Below are 16,162 nucleotides of genomic sequence, written 5' to 3' on the forward strand. Positions count from 1 at the left end.
GGGGTCCTCACTCGTAGCGGAGGGCGTCGATGGGGCGTAGGCGAGCGGCCCGGGCGGCGGGGAGGCCGCCGAAGAACAGGCCGATCGCGACGGAGACGCCGAGGGCCAGGCCGACCGAGCTGGGCACGATCACCGGGTGGACGCCGGCGATCTCGAAGCGGCTGCCGATCAGGGCGGCCGCGACGCCGAGCAGGCCGCCGATGACGCTGAGCAGGGTGGCCTCGATCAGGAACTGGGTCAGGACCGTGCGGCGGGGTGCGCCGAGCGCCTTGCGGATGCCGATCTCGCGGGTTCGTTCGGTCACCGTGACCAGCATGATGTTGGTGATGCCGATGCCGCCGACGAGCAGGCTGATCGCGGCCACCGCGCCGAGCAGGGTGGTGAACGTGTCGGCGGTCTCGGTCTGCGTCTCCAGCAGCTGGGAGGCGTTCTGGATCCGGTAGTCGGATTCGGTGGCCCCATGCGAGGTGAGCACCGTCGACACCTGCGACTCCACGGCGTCGACGAGCGAAGGCGATGACGCCTCGACGAGGATCGAGGTGAGCGGACCGTATCCGGTGAGCACCTGCCGCACGGCGGTCAGCGGGGCCACGGCGGTGTCGTTGGCGTCCTGGAAACCGGTCGAGCTCTTCGCGTCGAGCACGCCGACCACGGTGAACAGCGCTCCCCCGACGGTGACCTGCCGGTCGATCGGGTCGGCGCCGGGGAACAGCTCCTCGGCCACAGTCGAGCCGATCACCACGACGCGCCGGCCCTGCGCCTCGTCGTCGGCGGTGAACGCGGCGCCCCGGCCGACCGGGGTGTTCGACGCGGTGAACCACCCGGGAGTCGTACCCACGAAGCTGTTGACCTCGTGGTCGGAGCCCTCGTAGGTGACCGTGGCCGACGCGCTGACCACCGGCGACACCGACTTCACGTCGGGCGCGAGCACCGGGTCGACCAGGGCGTCGGCCATCGGCTTGGTCAGTGTGGAACTGTTCCGGCTGGTGCTCATGACGGTGATCGTGTTAGTGCCCAGCGCCTCGATCCGGTCGCTGATCGCCTGGGCCGAGCCGTTGCCCACCGCGACCAGCAGGATCACCGCGGCCACGCCGATCAGGATGCCGAGCATGGTCAGCGACGAGCGCAGCTTGTTGGCCGACAGCCCGCGCAGCGCGAACCGGACGACCTCGCCGAAGCTCATGCGAACACCGGGGCCTGGCGGACGTCGTGCACGATCTGCCCGTCGACCAGCCGGATCAGCCGCTTGGCGCGGGCGCCGACCTCCGGTTCGTGGGTGATGATCACGATGGTGCGGCCGGCCGCGTTGAGCTGGTCGAAGACGGTCAGCACGTCCTCGGTGGAGCGGGTGTCCAGGTTGCCGGTGGGCTCGTCGGCCAGCAGCAGCGCCGGCTCGGTGACCAGCGCGCGGGCCACGGCCACGCGTTGCTGCTGGCCGCCGGAGAGCTGGTTCGGCTCGTGCCGGGCCCGCTCCGCGAGCCCGACGACGTCGAGAGCGGCGAGGGCTCGGCGCCGACGTTGCCTGGGCTTGATTCCCGCGTACGCGAGAGGAAGCTCCACATTGGCCAGTGCACTGGTCCGCGGGATGAGATTGAACGCCTGGAAGATGAAGCCGATCAGCCGGTTCCGGGCCAGGGCGAGCTGCCGGTCGGCGAGGCGGCTGACGTCCACCCCGTCGAGCCGGTACGTGCCCGAGGTCGGCACGTCGAGCGCCCCGAGGATGTTCATCAGCGTCGACTTGCCGGAGCCGGACGAGCCCATGATCGCCACGTAGTCGCCCCGCTCCACGGTCAGCGACACGCCCCGCAACGCGTGCACGGTTGCTTCGCCTTCGCCGTACGTCTTGGTCAGATCACGCACGTCCAGGACCGGGCTCATCGCGGACCACCGCCGCCGCCCGGGAAGCCGCCGCCCTGGAAGCCGCCTCCTCCGGGGAAGCCGCCTCGGTTGTTGGTCTGCCCGGTGTTCGTCGCGGTCGCTCGCAGCACGACCCGGTCGCCCGCCTGCAGGCCCGAGGTGATCTGGGTGGCGCTGTCGCCCTCGAGCCCGATCTCGACCGGCCGCACCTCTTCGGCCGCGCCGTTCAGCACCGTCACCGAGTGCCGGTCGCCGACCGTGGTGATCGCGGCCGAGCTGACCATCAAGGTGTCGGCGACGCTGCCGGTGGTGACGGCGACGCTCACCGTCTGGCCGGCCTTGGCGCCGGTCGGCAGCTTGTCGAGGGAGAGCGCTACGCCGTACGTGACTACGTCGTTGGCCGTCGTCGCGGAGGGGTCGATGGCGGTGACTTTGCCCGTGGCCGAGGTGCCGTTGAGCGCGTTCCAGGTGATGGTGGCCGCCTGCTTCTCTTTGAGCTTGGTCGCGTCGGCCTCGGCGAAGTCGGCGGTGACCTGCATCTTGGTCAGGTCTTGGATCTCCACAAAGCCCTCTTCGGAGGAGGCGGTGCTGCTGCTGCCGCTCTGACTGGCCTGACTGCCGCCGCCGGATTCCGAGGAACTGCCGAGCGTGCCGTTGACGGCGGTGACCGTGCCGGCCATCGGCGCCTTGAGGACGGTGCCGGCGACGGCCGCCTCAGCCTCGTCGACGGCCAGCTGGGCCTTCTCGACCTCGTTCTCGGCTGTCGACGTGTCGGCATCGGCGTCCTCGGCCCGGTCGACGGCGTCGCGAGCCGCGTCCAGGTTGGCGCCGGCCGCGTCGAGGGAGCGCTGCGCCTCGGCCGGATCGACCTTGGCGAGCACCTGCCCCTTCACCACCTTCTGACCGACCCGTACGGAAATCGAAGTGACCGTCCCGCCCGTCACGAAGCTGGCCGTGGCCGTGCTCGAGCTCTCGACCGTCCCGTCCGCGGTCACGGTCTTGGTGACGGTGCCCTGCTGGACGGCGACCGTACGGGTGGAGGCGGCCGCGGCCGGGGTGTCGTCGCCGGTCAGGGTCCGGTAGGCCCAGAAACCTCCGGCCAGCAGGACGACGCCGAGGGCGGTGTTGACCGCCACCGCGGGACGTCGCAGGGTGAGGCGCGCAGGCATGCCGGACACTGTGGCGGCCGGGGCTCGGAGGAGCTTCGGGGCAACCTCGGAACCAGCTCAGAGCGCGACCGGCAGCACCACCCGGAAAGTCGCTCCGCTGCCCGTGGCCGGGTCGAGCTCGATCCACCCGCCGTGGCCCTGCACGAGCGCGGCGGCGATGGACAGCCCCAGCCCGGAACCGCCGCCCTTGCCGCGGAACCGGCTGGAATCGGCGCGGTAGAGCCGTTCGAAGACCCGCGGGGCGTGCTCGGCGGCGATCCCGGGACCGTCGTCGCTCACCTCGAGCACGGCCACCTCGCCCCCGGCGGCGACGGACACCGGCCCCGAGACGACACTGCCCGGGTTCGGCGACCGGGCGGGCAGCACTCCCACGCGTACGGTGACCCGGGCGTTCTTCGGCGTGTGCTGGAGCGCGTTCGCCACCAGGTTCGTCGCGACCTGCCGCAACGCGTGCGCGTCGCCCAGCACGGTGGCCGGTTCGAACGTCTCCTCGTCGTCGCGCAGACCGGCCAACCGCACGATGCGCTCGGGGGCGCGGGCGTGCGCGTCGCTGATGGTGTCGGCCGCGATCTCGAGCAGGTCGACCGGGCCGCGGGCCAGCGGGCGCTGCTGGTCGAGCCGGGCCAGCATCAGCATGTCCTCGACCAGCACGCTCATCCGGCCCGCCTCCGACTCGATGCGGTCGAGCGCCGGGCCGGGCGTGACCCCACCCCGCCGGTACAGCTCGGCGAAGCCGCGGATGGAGGTCAGCGGCGTACGCAGCTCGTGCGAGGCATCGGCCAGGAACTGACGCATCCTGCGCTCGGACGCCGTACGGGCCCCGACCTCGGCCTCGATGCGCCCGAGCATCGAGTTGAGCGCCAGCCCCAGCCGGCCCGGCTCCGTGTGCGGGTCGGTGTCGGCCACCCGGCCGCTCAGGTTGCCCGCTGAGATGTCCGTGGCCAGGCGTTCCATCGCGTTCAACGGGCGCAGACCGAGCCGTACGACCGAAGCCGCGCCCAGACCGAGCAGGCCCAGCACCAGCACGCTCACGCCCAGGTCGATCAGCAGCAGCTGGTCGGTCGTCTGGTCCACCTCGGCCAGCGACACCCCGGCCACCGTGAAACCGTCGTCGGCCGTGTTGGCGACCGCGATCATGCGCCACTGCGCGCTGCCGTCACTCGCCTCGACCGTGTACGGCTCACCGGTCACCACGTCGTCCGACACCGGGATCGGCGGGCGCCCGAGATCGGCCGACGAGCTCAGCCCCGGAATCAGCGTCCCGTCCCTCTCGCACCGGTAGATGACCTGGTCCGGGCCGACCTTCTTCAACGGGTTGGAGTCGTCGGGATGGGCGTAGTGGGAGTAGCGGAGGCCATTGGCCTCCCGCGAGACCGTGTATTCCGGCGGCGGCTTGGACAGCATCCGGGACATGCCGCGCAGCTGGTCGTCGATGCGGTCGCCCAGGTAGGAGCGGATCAGCAGCAGCCCGGCGACGTTGGCCGAGATCAGCGCGACCGCGGCGAGCACGCCCACCACGAGCACGAGGCGGGCGCGCAGGGTCCAGTGGTTCCAGCGGCGCATCTCAGTCCTCGCCGCGGGGCAGCCGCAGCGAGTACCCGACGCCGCGGACGGTGTGGATCAGCGGCGGGTCCAGCTTGTCGATCTTGCGGCGCAGGTAGTAGACGTACGACTCGACGATCCGCCCGTCGCCGCCGAAGTCGTACTTCCACACCCGGTCCAGAATCTGCGCCTTGCTGACCACCCGGCCGGCGTTGGTGAGCAGGTATTTGAGCAGGTTGAACTCGGTCGGCGAGAGGTCGATGACGCGGCCCGAGCGGCGCACCTCGTGCGCGTCCTCGTCCATCTCGAGGTCGGCGTAGCGCAGCACCCCGGCCGCCTCCGGCGCGTCCAGGCCGGGCTGGGTGCGGCGCAGGATCGCCCGGATCCGCAGCACCACCTCTTCCAGGCTGAACGGCTTGGTGACGTAGTCGTCGGCGCCCGCGGACAGGCCGGAGAGCCGGTCTTCCAGGGCGTCGCGCGCGGACAGGAACAGCACGGGCACGCGGGAGCCGGAGGCCCGCAGCCGCTTGGCCACGTCGAAGCCGTCCAGGTCGGGCAGCATGACGTCGAGCACGATCAGGTCGGGCTCGAACTCGGCCGCAGCGAGCAGGGCGCGATGGCCGGAATCGGCCACGCGAACGTCGAACTCGACGAGACGCAGGGTGGCGCTGAGCAGCGCGCAGATATTCGGCTCGTCGTCGACGACCAGCACCTTGGCGGTACGAGTTTCGGTCAGCACGCCGAAGAACTATCAACGCCGCCTAGGAATTGCCTATGAAGTTGCGAGGAGTCAGCTGTATCACTGCCCCTCACCAGGATCGGACGACCTCGTCACCCTCCCGCAGACCGCCGGTGATCTCGGTGTACTGGTCCCCGCGCAGGCCGATCTTCACTTTCACCTGTACGTCGTTCCGGCGCACGACCCCGTCGGCGCCGGCCACGTCATGGACGGCCGAACTGGGCACGCGCAGCACCTCATCCTTAGCGCCGGTGGTGACCCGGACCGAGGCGCTCTGGCCGACCAGCAGCTCCTCGGGCTTCCTGTCGAACGCGAGCAGAACGCCGTACCGGACCATTGTGCCGTCGCTGGTGCCGACAGGATCGACCTGAACGACGGTGGCCGCCAGTTGCCGATCGCCCAGGGTGGCCACGGCCTTCTGCCGTACGGCGAGCCGGTCCGCATCGGCCTCGGGGAACTGGGCGCTGACCTGCATGTCGTAGATGTCGGCCAGCGTTATGAAGCTGTTACCAACGCCGACCTGGCTGCCGACCTTGCCGCCGACGGTGAGGACGCGACCCGCGATCGGCGCCTTGATGGTCGCCCCGGCCAGGGCGTCCTCAGCGTTCTCAAGCGTGGTGCGAGCCTGGGTGACCCGCTGCTCAGCACTGAGAATCGCGTCGCCGCCGCTACCACCCCGCTCACCCTGCTGCCCGCCGTTAGCGGTGCAGCTCGGGTTGTTGTCGTCGGCGCCGGTCCGCCCGCTTTCTCCGCCCGGCGCGGCCGTCTTTGTCGGGACCGCATGGTTCGTCGGGGCGGCCGTCCTTGTCGGCGCCGCTGTCTTCGTGGGCGTAGCTGTTCTGGTGGGCGCTGCCGTCTTGGTTGGCGCGGCTGTCTTGGTAGGCGCGGCTGTCTTGGTAGGCGCGGCTGTCTTGGTAGGCGCGGCTGTCTCGGTGGGCGCGGCCGTCTTCGTCAGAGCTGCGATGGGCGAGGCCGTCGTTGCAGCCGCCGCGAGCACATCCGAGCCGCAACTCGTGCCGGCTCCGGCCGACGGGCTCGCGGCCGCAGCGTCCTGAGCCTCGTCCAGAGCGTCTTCCGCATCGTCCAAGGCATCCTGGGCGTCATCCACAGCCTTGGCCGCATCAGTGTCGTCAACCGCCGCCAGCACCTGCCCGGCCGTAACCACGCTGCCAGCCCGCACGGCGACGCTCTCCACGGTCCCCGCCACCGAGAACCCGAGGCTGCGAGTCTGCGCCGGCTGCACAGTGCCCGTGGTGGCCACCTCAGTAGTCACCGCACCCTTGTCCACAGCCACCGTCTCCACGGCATCCGGTTTCTCCCCGGCGTCCGCAGTCAACGCCCGCACCACCCCGAACACCACCAGCGCGAGCACGACCACCACCGCCGCACCCCAGATCCAGCGCCGCCGCCCGGCCAGTGCTTCACCCATGGCGCGAAAGCATCCCGCCCGAGCCTCCCCACCGCCTCCATCCCACCTCGAAGTTCCCTAGGAGCCCACCCCACCGACGGTGACTGCGCGCCCACCTCTGTGCCGCCGCCAACAGACCGGCCGGATCGCCACTGGAGTGAGCCGATCGCCCAGCTCGCCGGCAGACGGTCGGGCTCACATCGGCAATCCCCCCAGCCGGCAGCACATGAGGTCGACTTAGGCCCGCACCGGCGACTCCGCAGGATAGAAGCAGGCCACGCCAACAACACCGTTCACGCTAGCAACCACCACTCGGCCAGGCTCGCGCCGGCGATCCCGCAGCCACCCAGCACAGGCGATGCCAACAACACCGTTCAGGCCAGCCACCAGCAATCGGACCAAGCCCGCGCCGACGACCACGCACACCGGCAGCAAAGGCCGCGCGAGGAATCGTTCCCGCCGGACGACAGCACGAGCCGCGCCGCAGCGAGCGAGTAGTGCTGTTCAGGCCGACCACCAGCAGGTGGCCCCCAAACGACCCGAGTTCGTGCTGGCGATCCCGCAGACCCGCAGCATGCGCGGCGCCGCAGTGAGTGCCAACGAGGCGCGGTCGTCAACGGGCAAGCCGGTTCTGTGGCAACCGGACGCTGCGGTACGCGGAGTGCAGGCCCTGTGGACAACTCAGCGCACTGAGCTTGACAGCCGCGTAACTTCAACGCCCATCGCCCCGAGGAGGGAGGGGGTTAGGGATGGGTCGGCCTGTTGTTCAAGATCGAAACAGCCGAGTGAGAAGCGGATTTGTTGCGCGCGGGACCCGGTTCCGGAAGACGTAGCCCGGGTGGACGTCATAGCTCGGGACGGCTTGATCTGGGCGGCACAGGCTGGGCACAGGTGCTCCGAGCTGATTCCGAGGCTGCGTCGATGTGGCGGCGAGGTGCGACGGCTTGGGTGTGGGGCGTCATCCGCAGCCGAGGGAAGAGGGCACCGTGAGCAGAGCCGGTTCGAAGGCGTATCGCCGGGCGGCGGGGCTGATCGTGGCTTCGGCGGTCGTTGTGTTGAGCGCGGCCTGCGGCGGGAGCTCCGACGCGTCTGAGAGCGGGGACGGCGGTAGGAACAACGCGTTCGCTGCGTACACCGACTGTCTCAAGCAGAACGGCGTCACGATCACGATGCCGTCGGGTGGGCCTCGGACGCGGCCGTCAGGTGGTCCTGACGGGGAGGGGTTCCCGTCCGGCATGCCGCGGCCGTCGGGTAGTGCGGGATTCCGGAACGGGGGCGGCTTTCCCGGCGGTGGCAAGCCCGAAGGGGTCGACGACGCTACCTGGCAGAAGGCGCAGGCGGCGTGCTCGTCGTTGCGGCCGTCCGGGCGGCCGGGTGGCGGCAACGGCAATCGGGGTGACGGGCGGAACGCCGCCTACGAGAACTGCCTCAAGGAGAACGGCGTCACCGATCTGTCCAAGGTGAACAGCGACGATGCCGCGGTCAAGAAGGCCGTCGAGACGTGCAAGGTGCTGCGGCCGTCGGCGAGCGCCACGCCGACCGCGTAGATAGAGCTCCGCGTCGGCGTTGCCGCGACCCCCGTGGTGGCAACGCCGGCGCGGCCCGGATTCCGTGCCGCCCGTGGGATCGGGCCCCCACGCCTCACGGGCGGCACGGGTCAGCACCCGGAAAGCGGGCCAGCACCCAAGAAATGGGCGCGAGGAAGACAGCTCAGTAGCGACGAGCCTGTTCGTTCAGCTTGGCCCAGCGCCCGGCCCGGTCGCGGCGGCGGCAGGCGACCAGGTGGCCGGCCAGGATGGCGGGCTGGCCGCCCCGCACGCAGGCGTCGGCGCCGGCCGTCAGCACGCCGGCGACGATTTCGGCCGGGGCCTCCTCGTCGACCAGGGCCACCACCATCGTCCGGGTCGGCAGGGCGTCTCGGGCCGCTTCGACGTCGCGAACGGTTGCGGCGGCCACCAGGACGATCTCGTCGGGGTTCAGGTCGTCCAGGCTTGCCGCCCGGCGCACTGTCCAGCCGGGTGGCAGGTGCTGCGGCAGGCCGGCCACCCGGCCCGGGTGGCCCAGGTAGGCCACGACCGGCAGCGGGCCGGCGGCGACGGCGGGCAGGCTCGCCGGGTTGATCGGGAGGTCGGTCGCGGTGGCGGTGAAGTCGCGGTGACCGGTGTTGCTGTTCAGCGATACGAGCATGCCGCTCATCCCCCTTTTCGGCGGGCTTTCGGTACCCCTTCACCTTTCGCCGACCGCCTGAGCCGCCCATGTGCTCTCGCTGTGGGTTTGTTGTCAGCCTTACGCCGACTCCCTGGGAACGACGCGCACGATGTCGGCCGCGGGCAGCGTCGGCGCGGCCCGGCCCTGCATCGCGGCCACCACCGTGGCCGCCAGGTGGGCGCCGACGACCGCCTGGTCGGTGGTCACCGTGGTCAGCGGCGGGTCGGCCAGCCGGGCCGGCACGATGTCGTCGACGCCGATCACCGCCAGGTCGCTGGGCACCACCACGCCGGCCTTGCGGGCGCCCGCGAGCACGGCCAGTGCCACCTCGTCGTTGTAGGCGCAGATCCCGGTCACCCCGGTCGCCTGCCACCGCCGTACGGCGTCGGAAGCGGCCGACGGATCGAGCGGGACCGTCAGCCCGACCGGTGTGGGCAGGCGCCGGGCCGCGCACGCGGCACGGACGCCGGCCAGCCGCGGCTCGGCGAAGAACCGCACACGTGGGTCGTCCGGATACGCGTACCCCAAAGTGGTGTGACCGGCCTGGGCGAGGTGCTCGGCCTGGCGGCGCCCGACCAGCTCTTGCGGAACGGCCAGTTCACGCCCCCGGTCGCGGCGGGGCAGGGCCAGCACCAGCGTCACCCCGGCCGAGCGCATGGCGGCCGTCTCGGCGTCGGAGAACCCGGTGTACGCGATGACCGCGGCCGGTGTGATCGCCTTCCACAGTTCGGCCATCGGGCGGTCCTCCCGGTTGCCCGGGTGCACGACCAGCGTGAGCCCGTGCCGGGCCAGCGCGGCCGACAGGTGGCCCAGGTTGGAGCCGACCTCGGGGCCGATCGGCCAGTCGGGCAGCAGGCACAGCACCACGTCGGAGCGGCCGGTGCGCAGGGTGCGGGCGGCCGCCGACGGCGAGTAGCCGAGCCGGGCGGCGGCTTCGCGGACCCGGTCGCGGGTGCCGGCCGAGATGGTCTGCCGCGGCGTGTCGTTGAGGACGTAGCTGACCGTGGCGCGGGAGACTCCGGCCAGGCGGGCGACGTCCGCGCTGGTGACTCGCTTGGTGGTTGAGTCGGCCATGACATACGAACTTACACGTGTAACCATGGGGTCATGACGTCCGACCTCGCCGCCCTCGTCAAATCGCTCGACCTTCCGGCCAAGGTGCGCCTGCTGACCGGGGCCTCGACGTTCACGCTGGCCGATGAGCCCAGTATCGGCCTGCACGCGATGAACTTCTCCGACGGCCCGACCGGCGTACGCGGTCTCAAGTTCACCGGCGGCCGGGTGGTCACCCTGTTCCCCAACGCGACGCTGCTCGCCTCGACGTGGGATGAGCAGACCGCGTACGAGGTGGGAAAGCTCCTGGCCGAGGAGGCGATGGCCCAGCAGGTGCACGTCGTGCTCGGCCCGACGATCAACCTGCACCGCACCGCGCTCGGCGGCCGGCTCTTCGAGGCGTACTCGGAAGATCCGCTGCTCACCGGCAAGCTCGCCGCCGCCTATGTGCGCGGCCTGCAGGAGAGCGGCGTCGGCGCCTGCCTCAAGCACCTGGTGGCCAACGAGAGCGAGACCGAGCGCAACACGGTGAACTCGGTCGTCGACCCGAAGACGCTGCACGAGCTGTACCTGCTGCCGTTCGAGATCGCCGTCGAGGACGCCGACGCGTGGTCGATCATGGGCGCCTACAACGACGTCAACGGCGTGGCGGCGACCGAGAACGACTACGTGAACAACCAGGTCGTCAAGGGTTCGTGGGGCTACCAGGGGCTGATCATGTCCGACTGGTTCGCCACCAAGACGGCGGCGCCGGCCGCGAACGGCGGGCTCGACCTGGTCATGCCCGGTCCGGGTGGGCCGTGGGGTGATGCGCTGATCGCGGCGGTCAAGGCGGGCGAGGTCGACGAGGCGACCATCGACGACCACGTCACGCGGTTGCTGCGCCTGGCCGAGCGGGTGGGTGCGCTGGGCACGCCGCGCGAATACCCCGAAGACCTTCCAGACCCCAGTTCCCCCGTACGGCGTGAGCAGCTGACCAGGTTGGCGGCGCGCGGTATCACCGTGCTCAAGAACGACCACGACCTGCTGCCCCTCGACCGGTCGGCATCGGTGGCGTTGATCGGGCGGCACGCCGTCGAGACGATCACCATGGGCGGCGGCTCGGCCGGGGTGAACCCGCCGTACCAGGTCAGCGTGGCCGAGGGGCTGAGCGAACGGCTCGGCGACCAGGTCACGGTGATCGACGGCGTGGACGTGCGCACCCAGCCCGTACCGGCTCGCGGGGGTTTCCTGACCGCACCCTCCAACGGCAAGCCCGGCATCGACGTGATCCTCTACGACGCCGCCGGCGATGAGCTCGAACGACGCTTCTGCGCCCAGGCCAAGACCATGATCGGGATGGACGACGACTTCCCCGGTACGGTCGTCTCGGCCCGCCTGGTGGCCGACGTGCACAGCGACGGGCCGGCCGAGCTGGGTGTCATCGGCGTCGGCGACTGGAAGGTGTCCGACGGCACGGCGTTCAGCCTGCGCACCTCGGGCACCGGCATCGGCGAGGACGTCCTCACCCCGCCCAGCCGCACATTCGTCCCGTCCGCGGCTCCGGGCCGGCTCGAGGCCGAGGTGGCGATCGACGGCATGGGCTTGTACGGGCTGATCGGCAAGGCCGCGTCGCGGGAGACGGTCGACGTGATCGACGACGCGGTCCGGGCCGCCGCCGGCGCCGACGTGGCGGTGGTCGTGGTCGGCCTGACCGAGGAGCAGGAGACCGAATCGGTCGACAAGACCACGCTGCGCCTGCCCGGCGCCCAGGACGCGCTGGTCGAGGCCGTGGCCGGGGCCGCCCGCCGTACGGTCGTGGTGGTCAACGCGGCCACCCCGGTGCTCATGCCGTGGCTGTCCCGGGTCGACGCCGTGCTGTGGGCCGGCCTGCCCGGGCAGGAAGGCGGGCACGCCGTGGCGGCCGCCCTGCTGGGCGACATCGAACCGGCCGGGCGCCTGGTCACCACGTTCCCGGCCGCCGACGAGGCCGCCCCGGCGTGGTCGGTGACGCCGGTCGACGGCCGGCTCGAGTACACCGAGGGCACGTTCATCGGTTACCGCGGGCACTTCGCCGCGAAGGCTGCGGAGCCGGCGTTCTGGCTGGGCCACGGGCTCGGGTACGGCGAGTGGGAGTACACCGACGTGCGGCTGGTCACCGGCGATGCGCCCGCGATTACGGTGACCGTGCGCAACATCGGGCGGCACGAGAGCCGTGAGGTCGTGCAGGTCTACCTGCGGCCGGTGGAGCCCGACGAGCCCGTACGCCTGGTCGGGTGGACCTCCGTGACGGTCGAGCCGGGCAAGTCGGCGCGGGTGACCGTCCGCACCGACCGCCGGCTGTGGCGCCGGTGGGACGCCGAGGCACAAACCTGGTCGGACCGGCTCGCCGACGGCGGCGAGTTCCTGGTCGCCCGGGGTCTGGGCGACATCCGGGCGGCGGTCTCCTGATCGAGGCTGACTTCGCCTGGCATACTCGGCACCCGTGACCGCAGCGCCCGAACGTGTGGGGCTCGAGAGGCTCGAGCCCTCCGGTGCGGTGCGCCCGGCGGACATTCTGGACGCCATGCGCCGCGAGGCCGAACGGCACAAGGCGCTGCTGGCGGGCGGCCGCGCCATGGTGCCCAACCACTACACGGTCGGGCTGTCGGCGTACGACCACCGCCGCTGGGCCCCGCACGCCGCCCAGCTGGCGCAAGAGCTGGCCACCCACCAGGCGGCGCTGATCGCCGAGCAGGCCTGGATCGTCTACGGCGACGTCTCGGTCGAGGTCTTCCAGGGCGACGACCTCGACACGGGCACGTTCCGGGTGGCCGCCCTGCTCGAACCCGACCCGCCCTCGCCCCGCCGGGCCCCTCCCCCGGACGACGCCGTGGCCACGCTGGTCAGCGCCGAGGGTCAGGCCTGGGGTCTGCCGTCCGGCCTGACCGTGCTGGGCCGCGACCGTGAGGCCGGCGTGCGCCTGCGCGACCCCGGCGTCTCCCGCCGGCACCTGATCATCGAGGTCCACGACGACCGGATCACCCTGACCGACCTCGGATCGCACAACGGCACCCGGGTCAACGGCCACCCGATCGCCACCGTCGACCTGCGCCCCGGCGACACCATCGAGGTCGGCGGCACGGTGCTCACGCTCCGCCTGCGCTGAGCCGTCAGGGGCGCTGGCCGATGTCCTCGACCAGGCCGAAACTGTAGAGGTCGCGCCGGACGAGCGCCGGGTCGACGGCGCCGGGCGCAAGCGGGACCAGCGCCGGCGTCGAGCCCGAGACGGACGGGCCAGTGAGCTCGACGGCGACCCGGGCCGGCGTTTCCGCCGCGGCCGGATCGGCCAGCAGCACCTGGGTGCCGGCGATGGTCCCGGTGACCGGGTCGATCAGCAGGTCGTACACCTTGTCCTCGCCGAGGGAGCCGACGAAGCCTCCGGCCGGCGTGGCGAAGCGAACGATCACCAGGCGGCGGCCGTCCACCCCCGTTTCGCCGACGCCGACCGGAAGCCCCGCCAGCACCTGGTAGAGGGCTTTGCGCCGCTCCACCGGAATGAGCGCGTCGAGAACCGCCATCTCGTAGATTGCGCCCCAGACCTGGTCGTCCTCGGGTACGGCGGTATCGGTCCGGATCAGGTCGATGAGCTCGCGCCGGGCCGCCACCGGGTCGGCCGGGCCGTCGAGGAAGTCGGTCAGCTCGAGGAGCGGCCGCTCGCTGAGCGGCGTGGACCGGAAGCGGTCCTTCGCGTTCTCCGACGCCCAGACCCCGGGTGGCGTGCTCGCCGGCGCACCCGGCCCGAGCCGGGTCGACCCGACGTAGGTCGTGCTGGCCGGCTCGATCCAGTTCACGATGTGATACTCGAACGGCCGCCCGTCCAGGGCATCGAGCTCCACCAACCGGTCGTCCTGATAGACGAGCTGCCCGGCTCGGGGGCGGTAGGGCGTGGCGTTCCCGGCCGCCGCGATCAGCTTGTCGAACACGCGCCGCACCGTCGCCGGGTCGGACGACACCGGATGCGGCTGCCCGATCGCCCGCGGCCGCAGATAGGCCAGCCCCACGCCGACGACCAGCAGCACTGCCGCCGCGGCGGCGATCGGCACCCAGAACCGCCGCACGGTCAGCGGCCAGGCGAGCCGTCGCGGCGCCGGCTGGGCGAAGACCCGCTGCCGGACCCGGGCCAGCGCCTCGTCCGACGGCTCGGTCACCCCCGGCGGCAGGTCGCGGACGGCGACCAGGTCCTCGTCGCTGTGCTTCATCGCGCACCGTCCTTGTCCAGAGCCGCCCGCACCTTGGTCCGCGCCCGGTGCAGCGCCGACTGCACCGATCCGAGCGGAATCCCCAGCGCCTCGGCGATCTCCGCGTACTCGAGCTCGGCCACGGCGAACAGCATCAGCACGTCCCGCTGACGGGCCGGCAACTTCGCCAGTACGGCGGACAGGCGCGCCACCGACCGCTCGGCGTCCACCCGCTGCGCCGCGGCCTCGTCGTGCCCCGCCTCGTCGCCCGCCACCGCCCGCATGTTGTCGCGCAGCGCCTGCATCTCGGCCCGCCGATGCCGCCGCAACAGGTTCGTCGCGATCCCGTACAGCCAGGGCAGCCACTCGCCCCGCTCGGGATCGAACCTGTCCCGCCGCTCGTGGGCCACCAGGAACGTCTCGGCCACCACGTCCTCGGCCAGCTGCGCCCCCACCCGGCGCGTGCAGTACCGCAGCAACTCGCGCGCATGCCGGTCGAACAGCTCAGCGAGTTCCTCCCGCTGCGCGGCGGCCCGTATCGGCGTCATACCCGTACTTGTCGATTCACGACAGTCATGTTCCCGTACGGCCGCCCCGATTTCCGGCCGGCTTCGAGCGGCCCGCGACGACGTTGCCAGCCGCAGCGGGAAGACGGAAAGCCTCCACGGCGGGGACGATCAGCAGGGCGGCGAGGGCGAGGAAGGCAAAGCGGAAGCGGGGCTCCGTGTCCTCGGTGAAGGTGGCGCCCAGGCGTACGAGAAGGGCGCCCAGCGCGACGCCCAGGCCGGCGCCCAGTTCCTGGATCGTCGACATCAGCGTGTTGGCGCTGGTCATACGCTCGGGTGGGACGTCGGCGAAGGCGACCGTGTTGTAGGTGGTGAAGCCGATCGAGCGGAACGTGCCGCTCAGCGCCAGCACCACGATGATCAGCAGCAGCGGGGTCGACTCGGTGAGCGAGGCCAGGGCGAGCAGACCGGCGGCCGAGGCCAGGACGGCGCCGAGCATGACCGGGCGCATGCCGAAGCGGCGCATCAGCGGGGTGGTCACGGGCTTGATGCCGACATTGCCGGCGAAGAGCGCGATCACCACCAGCCCGGCCTGGGCCGCCGTCCAGCCGAAGGCGAGCTGGAACAGCAGCGGGAGCAGGAACGGGATCGCGTTCATGACGGCCCGGAAGACGGAACCGCCGAGGGCTGTGACGCGATAGGTGCGAACGCGCAGGATGCGTAGGTCGACCAGCGGGTTCGCGGTACGACGCAGGTAGCGCACGGTGAAGGCCAGCGTGGCCGCGGCGGCCACCAGCAGGGCGGCGGCCAGCGGCCAGCGCGGGTGCTGCTCGGCCACGCCTTCCAGGCCGGCCACCAGGGCGGCCGTGCCCGCGGCGACGAGCAGGAAGCCGCGGCGGTCGAGGCGGACCGGAGCGTCCGAGCGGACGTCGGGGATCAGGCGGCGGGCCAGCGGCAGCGCGATCAGGCCGAGCGGGACGTTGACCAGGAAGATCAGGCGCCAGCTGGCGTACGTGCTGAGCACGCCGCCGAGCGCGGGCGCGATCAAGGGAGCGGTGAGCGCCGGCCAGGTCAGGTACGCGATGGCCCGTACGAGATCGGTTTTTGCCGTCGTCCGGATGACCACCAGGCGGCCGACCGGCACCATGAGGGCGCCGCCGACGCCCTGCAGCACCCGGGTGCCGACCAGCATCGGCAGGTTGACCGCGAGGGCACAACCGGCCGAGGCCAGCGTGAACACGACGATCGCGACGGTGAAGACCCGGCGGGCCCCGAACCGCTCGGTCAGCCAGCCGCTGATCGGGATGAAGACGGCCAGCGTGAGCAGGTAGGCGGTGATCGCCACGTTGACCGTGACCGGCGGCACCCCGAGGTCCTCGGCGATGTGGGGCGCCGCCGGGGCCATCACCGTCGCGTCGAGGATCTCCATGAAGAAGGCCCCGGCGACCAGCAGTGCGAGACTCCGGGCCTTCCTGTCCATC

14 protein-coding genes are annotated in these 16,162 nt (G+C 71.6%); 3 read left to right on the forward strand and 11 right to left on the reverse strand.

Annotated elements, in window-relative coordinates:
- Positions 1-7 precede the first annotated feature (7 nt).
- The 6 genes from OWR29_RS41600 to OWR29_RS41625 all read right to left on the reverse strand — a co-directional run bounded on the left by OWR29_RS41600 (position 8) and on the right by OWR29_RS41625 (position 6,736).
- Positions 8-1,183 (reverse strand): ABC transporter permease, encoded by a 1,176-nt coding sequence (locus tag OWR29_RS41600; protein WP_267569115.1) that lies wholly within the window; start codon positions 1,181-1,183, stop codon positions 8-10.
- A complete protein-coding gene (locus OWR29_RS41605) occupies positions 1,180-1,878 on the reverse strand; it encodes an ABC transporter ATP-binding protein (protein ID WP_267569116.1) in 699 nt (232 codons plus the stop codon). The genes OWR29_RS41600 and OWR29_RS41605 overlap by 4 nt, the downstream gene beginning before the upstream one ends.
- On the reverse strand, positions 1,875-3,026 hold the full coding sequence (locus OWR29_RS41610; RefSeq protein ID WP_267569117.1) for an efflux RND transporter periplasmic adaptor subunit: 1,152 nt from the start codon (positions 3,024-3,026) through the stop codon (positions 1,875-1,877). The genes OWR29_RS41605 and OWR29_RS41610 overlap by 4 nt, the downstream gene beginning before the upstream one ends.
- A 57-nt stretch (positions 3,027-3,083) precedes the next feature.
- Positions 3,084-4,589 carry a sensor histidine kinase gene (locus tag OWR29_RS41615; protein WP_267569118.1) on the reverse strand — a complete coding sequence of 502 codons (1,506 nt, stop codon included), beginning with the start codon at positions 4,587-4,589 and terminating at the stop codon, positions 3,084-3,086.
- 1 nt (position 4,590) lies between these two features.
- Positions 4,591-5,307 (reverse strand): response regulator transcription factor, encoded by a 717-nt coding sequence (locus OWR29_RS41620; RefSeq protein WP_438872717.1) that lies wholly within the window; start codon positions 5,305-5,307, stop codon positions 4,591-4,593.
- A 70-nt stretch (positions 5,308-5,377) separates the two neighbouring features.
- Positions 5,378-6,736, reverse strand: coding sequence for an HlyD family efflux transporter periplasmic adaptor subunit (locus OWR29_RS41625; RefSeq protein WP_267569119.1), 1,359 nt, complete (start codon positions 6,734-6,736; stop codon positions 5,378-5,380).
- 1,214 nt (positions 6,737-7,950) lie between these two features.
- Between OWR29_RS41625 and OWR29_RS41630 the strand changes: the two genes are divergently transcribed.
- The gene (locus OWR29_RS41630; RefSeq protein ID WP_267569120.1) at positions 7,951-8,262 is read left to right on the forward strand and encodes a hypothetical protein; all 312 of its coding nucleotides are present in this window, start codon (positions 7,951-7,953) and stop codon (positions 8,260-8,262) included.
- A gap of 163 nt (positions 8,263-8,425) precedes the next feature.
- Here the strand turns inward: OWR29_RS41630 and OWR29_RS41635 are convergent, their stop codons facing one another.
- Together OWR29_RS41635 and OWR29_RS41640 are read right to left on the reverse strand one after the other, a co-directional pair.
- Positions 8,426-8,902 (reverse strand): hypothetical protein, encoded by a 477-nt coding sequence (locus OWR29_RS41635; RefSeq protein ID WP_267569121.1) that lies wholly within the window; start codon positions 8,900-8,902, stop codon positions 8,426-8,428.
- A gap of 99 nt (positions 8,903-9,001) precedes the next feature.
- Positions 9,002-9,997, reverse strand: coding sequence for a LacI family DNA-binding transcriptional regulator (locus tag OWR29_RS41640; RefSeq protein WP_267569122.1), 996 nt, complete (start codon positions 9,995-9,997; stop codon positions 9,002-9,004).
- A gap of 33 nt (positions 9,998-10,030) precedes the next feature.
- Between OWR29_RS41640 and OWR29_RS41645 the strand changes: the two genes are divergently transcribed.
- Complete coding sequence (locus tag OWR29_RS41645) at positions 10,031-12,406, forward strand: beta-glucosidase (RefSeq protein WP_267569123.1); 2,376 nt, start codon at positions 10,031-10,033, stop codon at positions 12,404-12,406.
- Between the two features lie 34 nt (positions 12,407-12,440).
- Positions 12,441-13,103, forward strand: a complete 663-nt coding sequence (locus tag OWR29_RS41650; RefSeq protein WP_267569124.1) for an FHA domain-containing protein — start codon at positions 12,441-12,443, stop codon at positions 13,101-13,103.
- A 4-nt stretch (positions 13,104-13,107) separates the two neighbouring features.
- Here the strand turns inward: OWR29_RS41650 and OWR29_RS41655 are convergent, their stop codons facing one another.
- From OWR29_RS41655 to OWR29_RS41665, 3 genes are read right to left on the reverse strand one after another with little or no spacing between them, the layout of a single operon-like run.
- Positions 13,108-14,196, reverse strand: coding sequence for a hypothetical protein (locus OWR29_RS41655; RefSeq protein ID WP_267569125.1), 1,089 nt, complete (start codon positions 14,194-14,196; stop codon positions 13,108-13,110).
- Complete coding sequence (locus OWR29_RS41660; RefSeq protein ID WP_267569126.1) at positions 14,193-14,723, reverse strand: RNA polymerase sigma factor; 531 nt, start codon at positions 14,721-14,723, stop codon at positions 14,193-14,195. The genes OWR29_RS41655 and OWR29_RS41660 overlap by 4 nt, the downstream gene beginning before the upstream one ends.
- 25 nt (positions 14,724-14,748) lie before the next feature.
- Positions 14,749-16,161 (reverse strand): MFS transporter, encoded by a 1,413-nt coding sequence (locus OWR29_RS41665; RefSeq protein ID WP_267569127.1) that lies wholly within the window; start codon positions 16,159-16,161, stop codon positions 14,749-14,751.
- Between the last annotated feature and the right edge of the window lies 1 nt (position 16,162).

Source organism: Paractinoplanes pyxinae, from assembly GCF_026626335.1.
Taxonomy (GTDB): Bacteria; Actinomycetota; Actinomycetes; order Mycobacteriales; family Micromonosporaceae; genus Actinoplanes; species Actinoplanes pyxinae.

Excerpts from the sequence above, each read along its gene's own strand:
- OWR29_RS41600 (WP_267569115.1), bottom strand. The coding sequence starts at position 1,183 with ATGAGCTTCGGCGAGGTCGTCCGGTTCGCGCTGCGCGGGCTGTCGGCC.
- OWR29_RS41605 (WP_267569116.1), bottom strand. The coding sequence starts at position 1,878 with ATGAGCCCGGTCCTGGACGTGCGTGATCTGACCAAGACGTACGGCGAA.
- OWR29_RS41610 (WP_267569117.1), bottom strand. The coding sequence starts at position 3,026 with ATGCCTGCGCGCCTCACCCTGCGACGTCCCGCGGTGGCGGTCAACACC.
- OWR29_RS41615 (WP_267569118.1), bottom strand. The coding sequence starts at position 4,589 with ATGCGCCGCTGGAACCACTGGACCCTGCGCGCCCGCCTCGTGCTCGTG.
- OWR29_RS41625 (WP_267569119.1), bottom strand. The coding sequence starts at position 6,736 with ATGGGTGAAGCACTGGCCGGGCGGCGGCGCTGGATCTGGGGTGCGGCG.
- OWR29_RS41630 (WP_267569120.1), top strand. The coding sequence starts at position 7,951 with ATGCCGCGGCCGTCGGGTAGTGCGGGATTCCGGAACGGGGGCGGCTTT.
- OWR29_RS41635 (WP_267569121.1), bottom strand. The coding sequence starts at position 8,902 with ATGCTCGTATCGCTGAACAGCAACACCGGTCACCGCGACTTCACCGCC.
- OWR29_RS41640 (WP_267569122.1), bottom strand. The coding sequence starts at position 9,997 with ATGGCCGACTCAACCACCAAGCGAGTCACCAGCGCGGACGTCGCCCGC.
- OWR29_RS41645 (WP_267569123.1), top strand. The coding sequence starts at position 10,031 with ATGACGTCCGACCTCGCCGCCCTCGTCAAATCGCTCGACCTTCCGGCC.
- OWR29_RS41655 (WP_267569125.1), bottom strand. The coding sequence starts at position 14,196 with ATGAAGCACAGCGACGAGGACCTGGTCGCCGTCCGCGACCTGCCGCCG.
- OWR29_RS41660 (WP_267569126.1), bottom strand. The coding sequence starts at position 14,723 with ATGACGCCGATACGGGCCGCCGCGCAGCGGGAGGAACTCGCTGAGCTG.
- OWR29_RS41665 (WP_267569127.1), bottom strand. The coding sequence starts at position 16,161 with ATGGACAGGAAGGCCCGGAGTCTCGCACTGCTGGTCGCCGGGGCCTTC.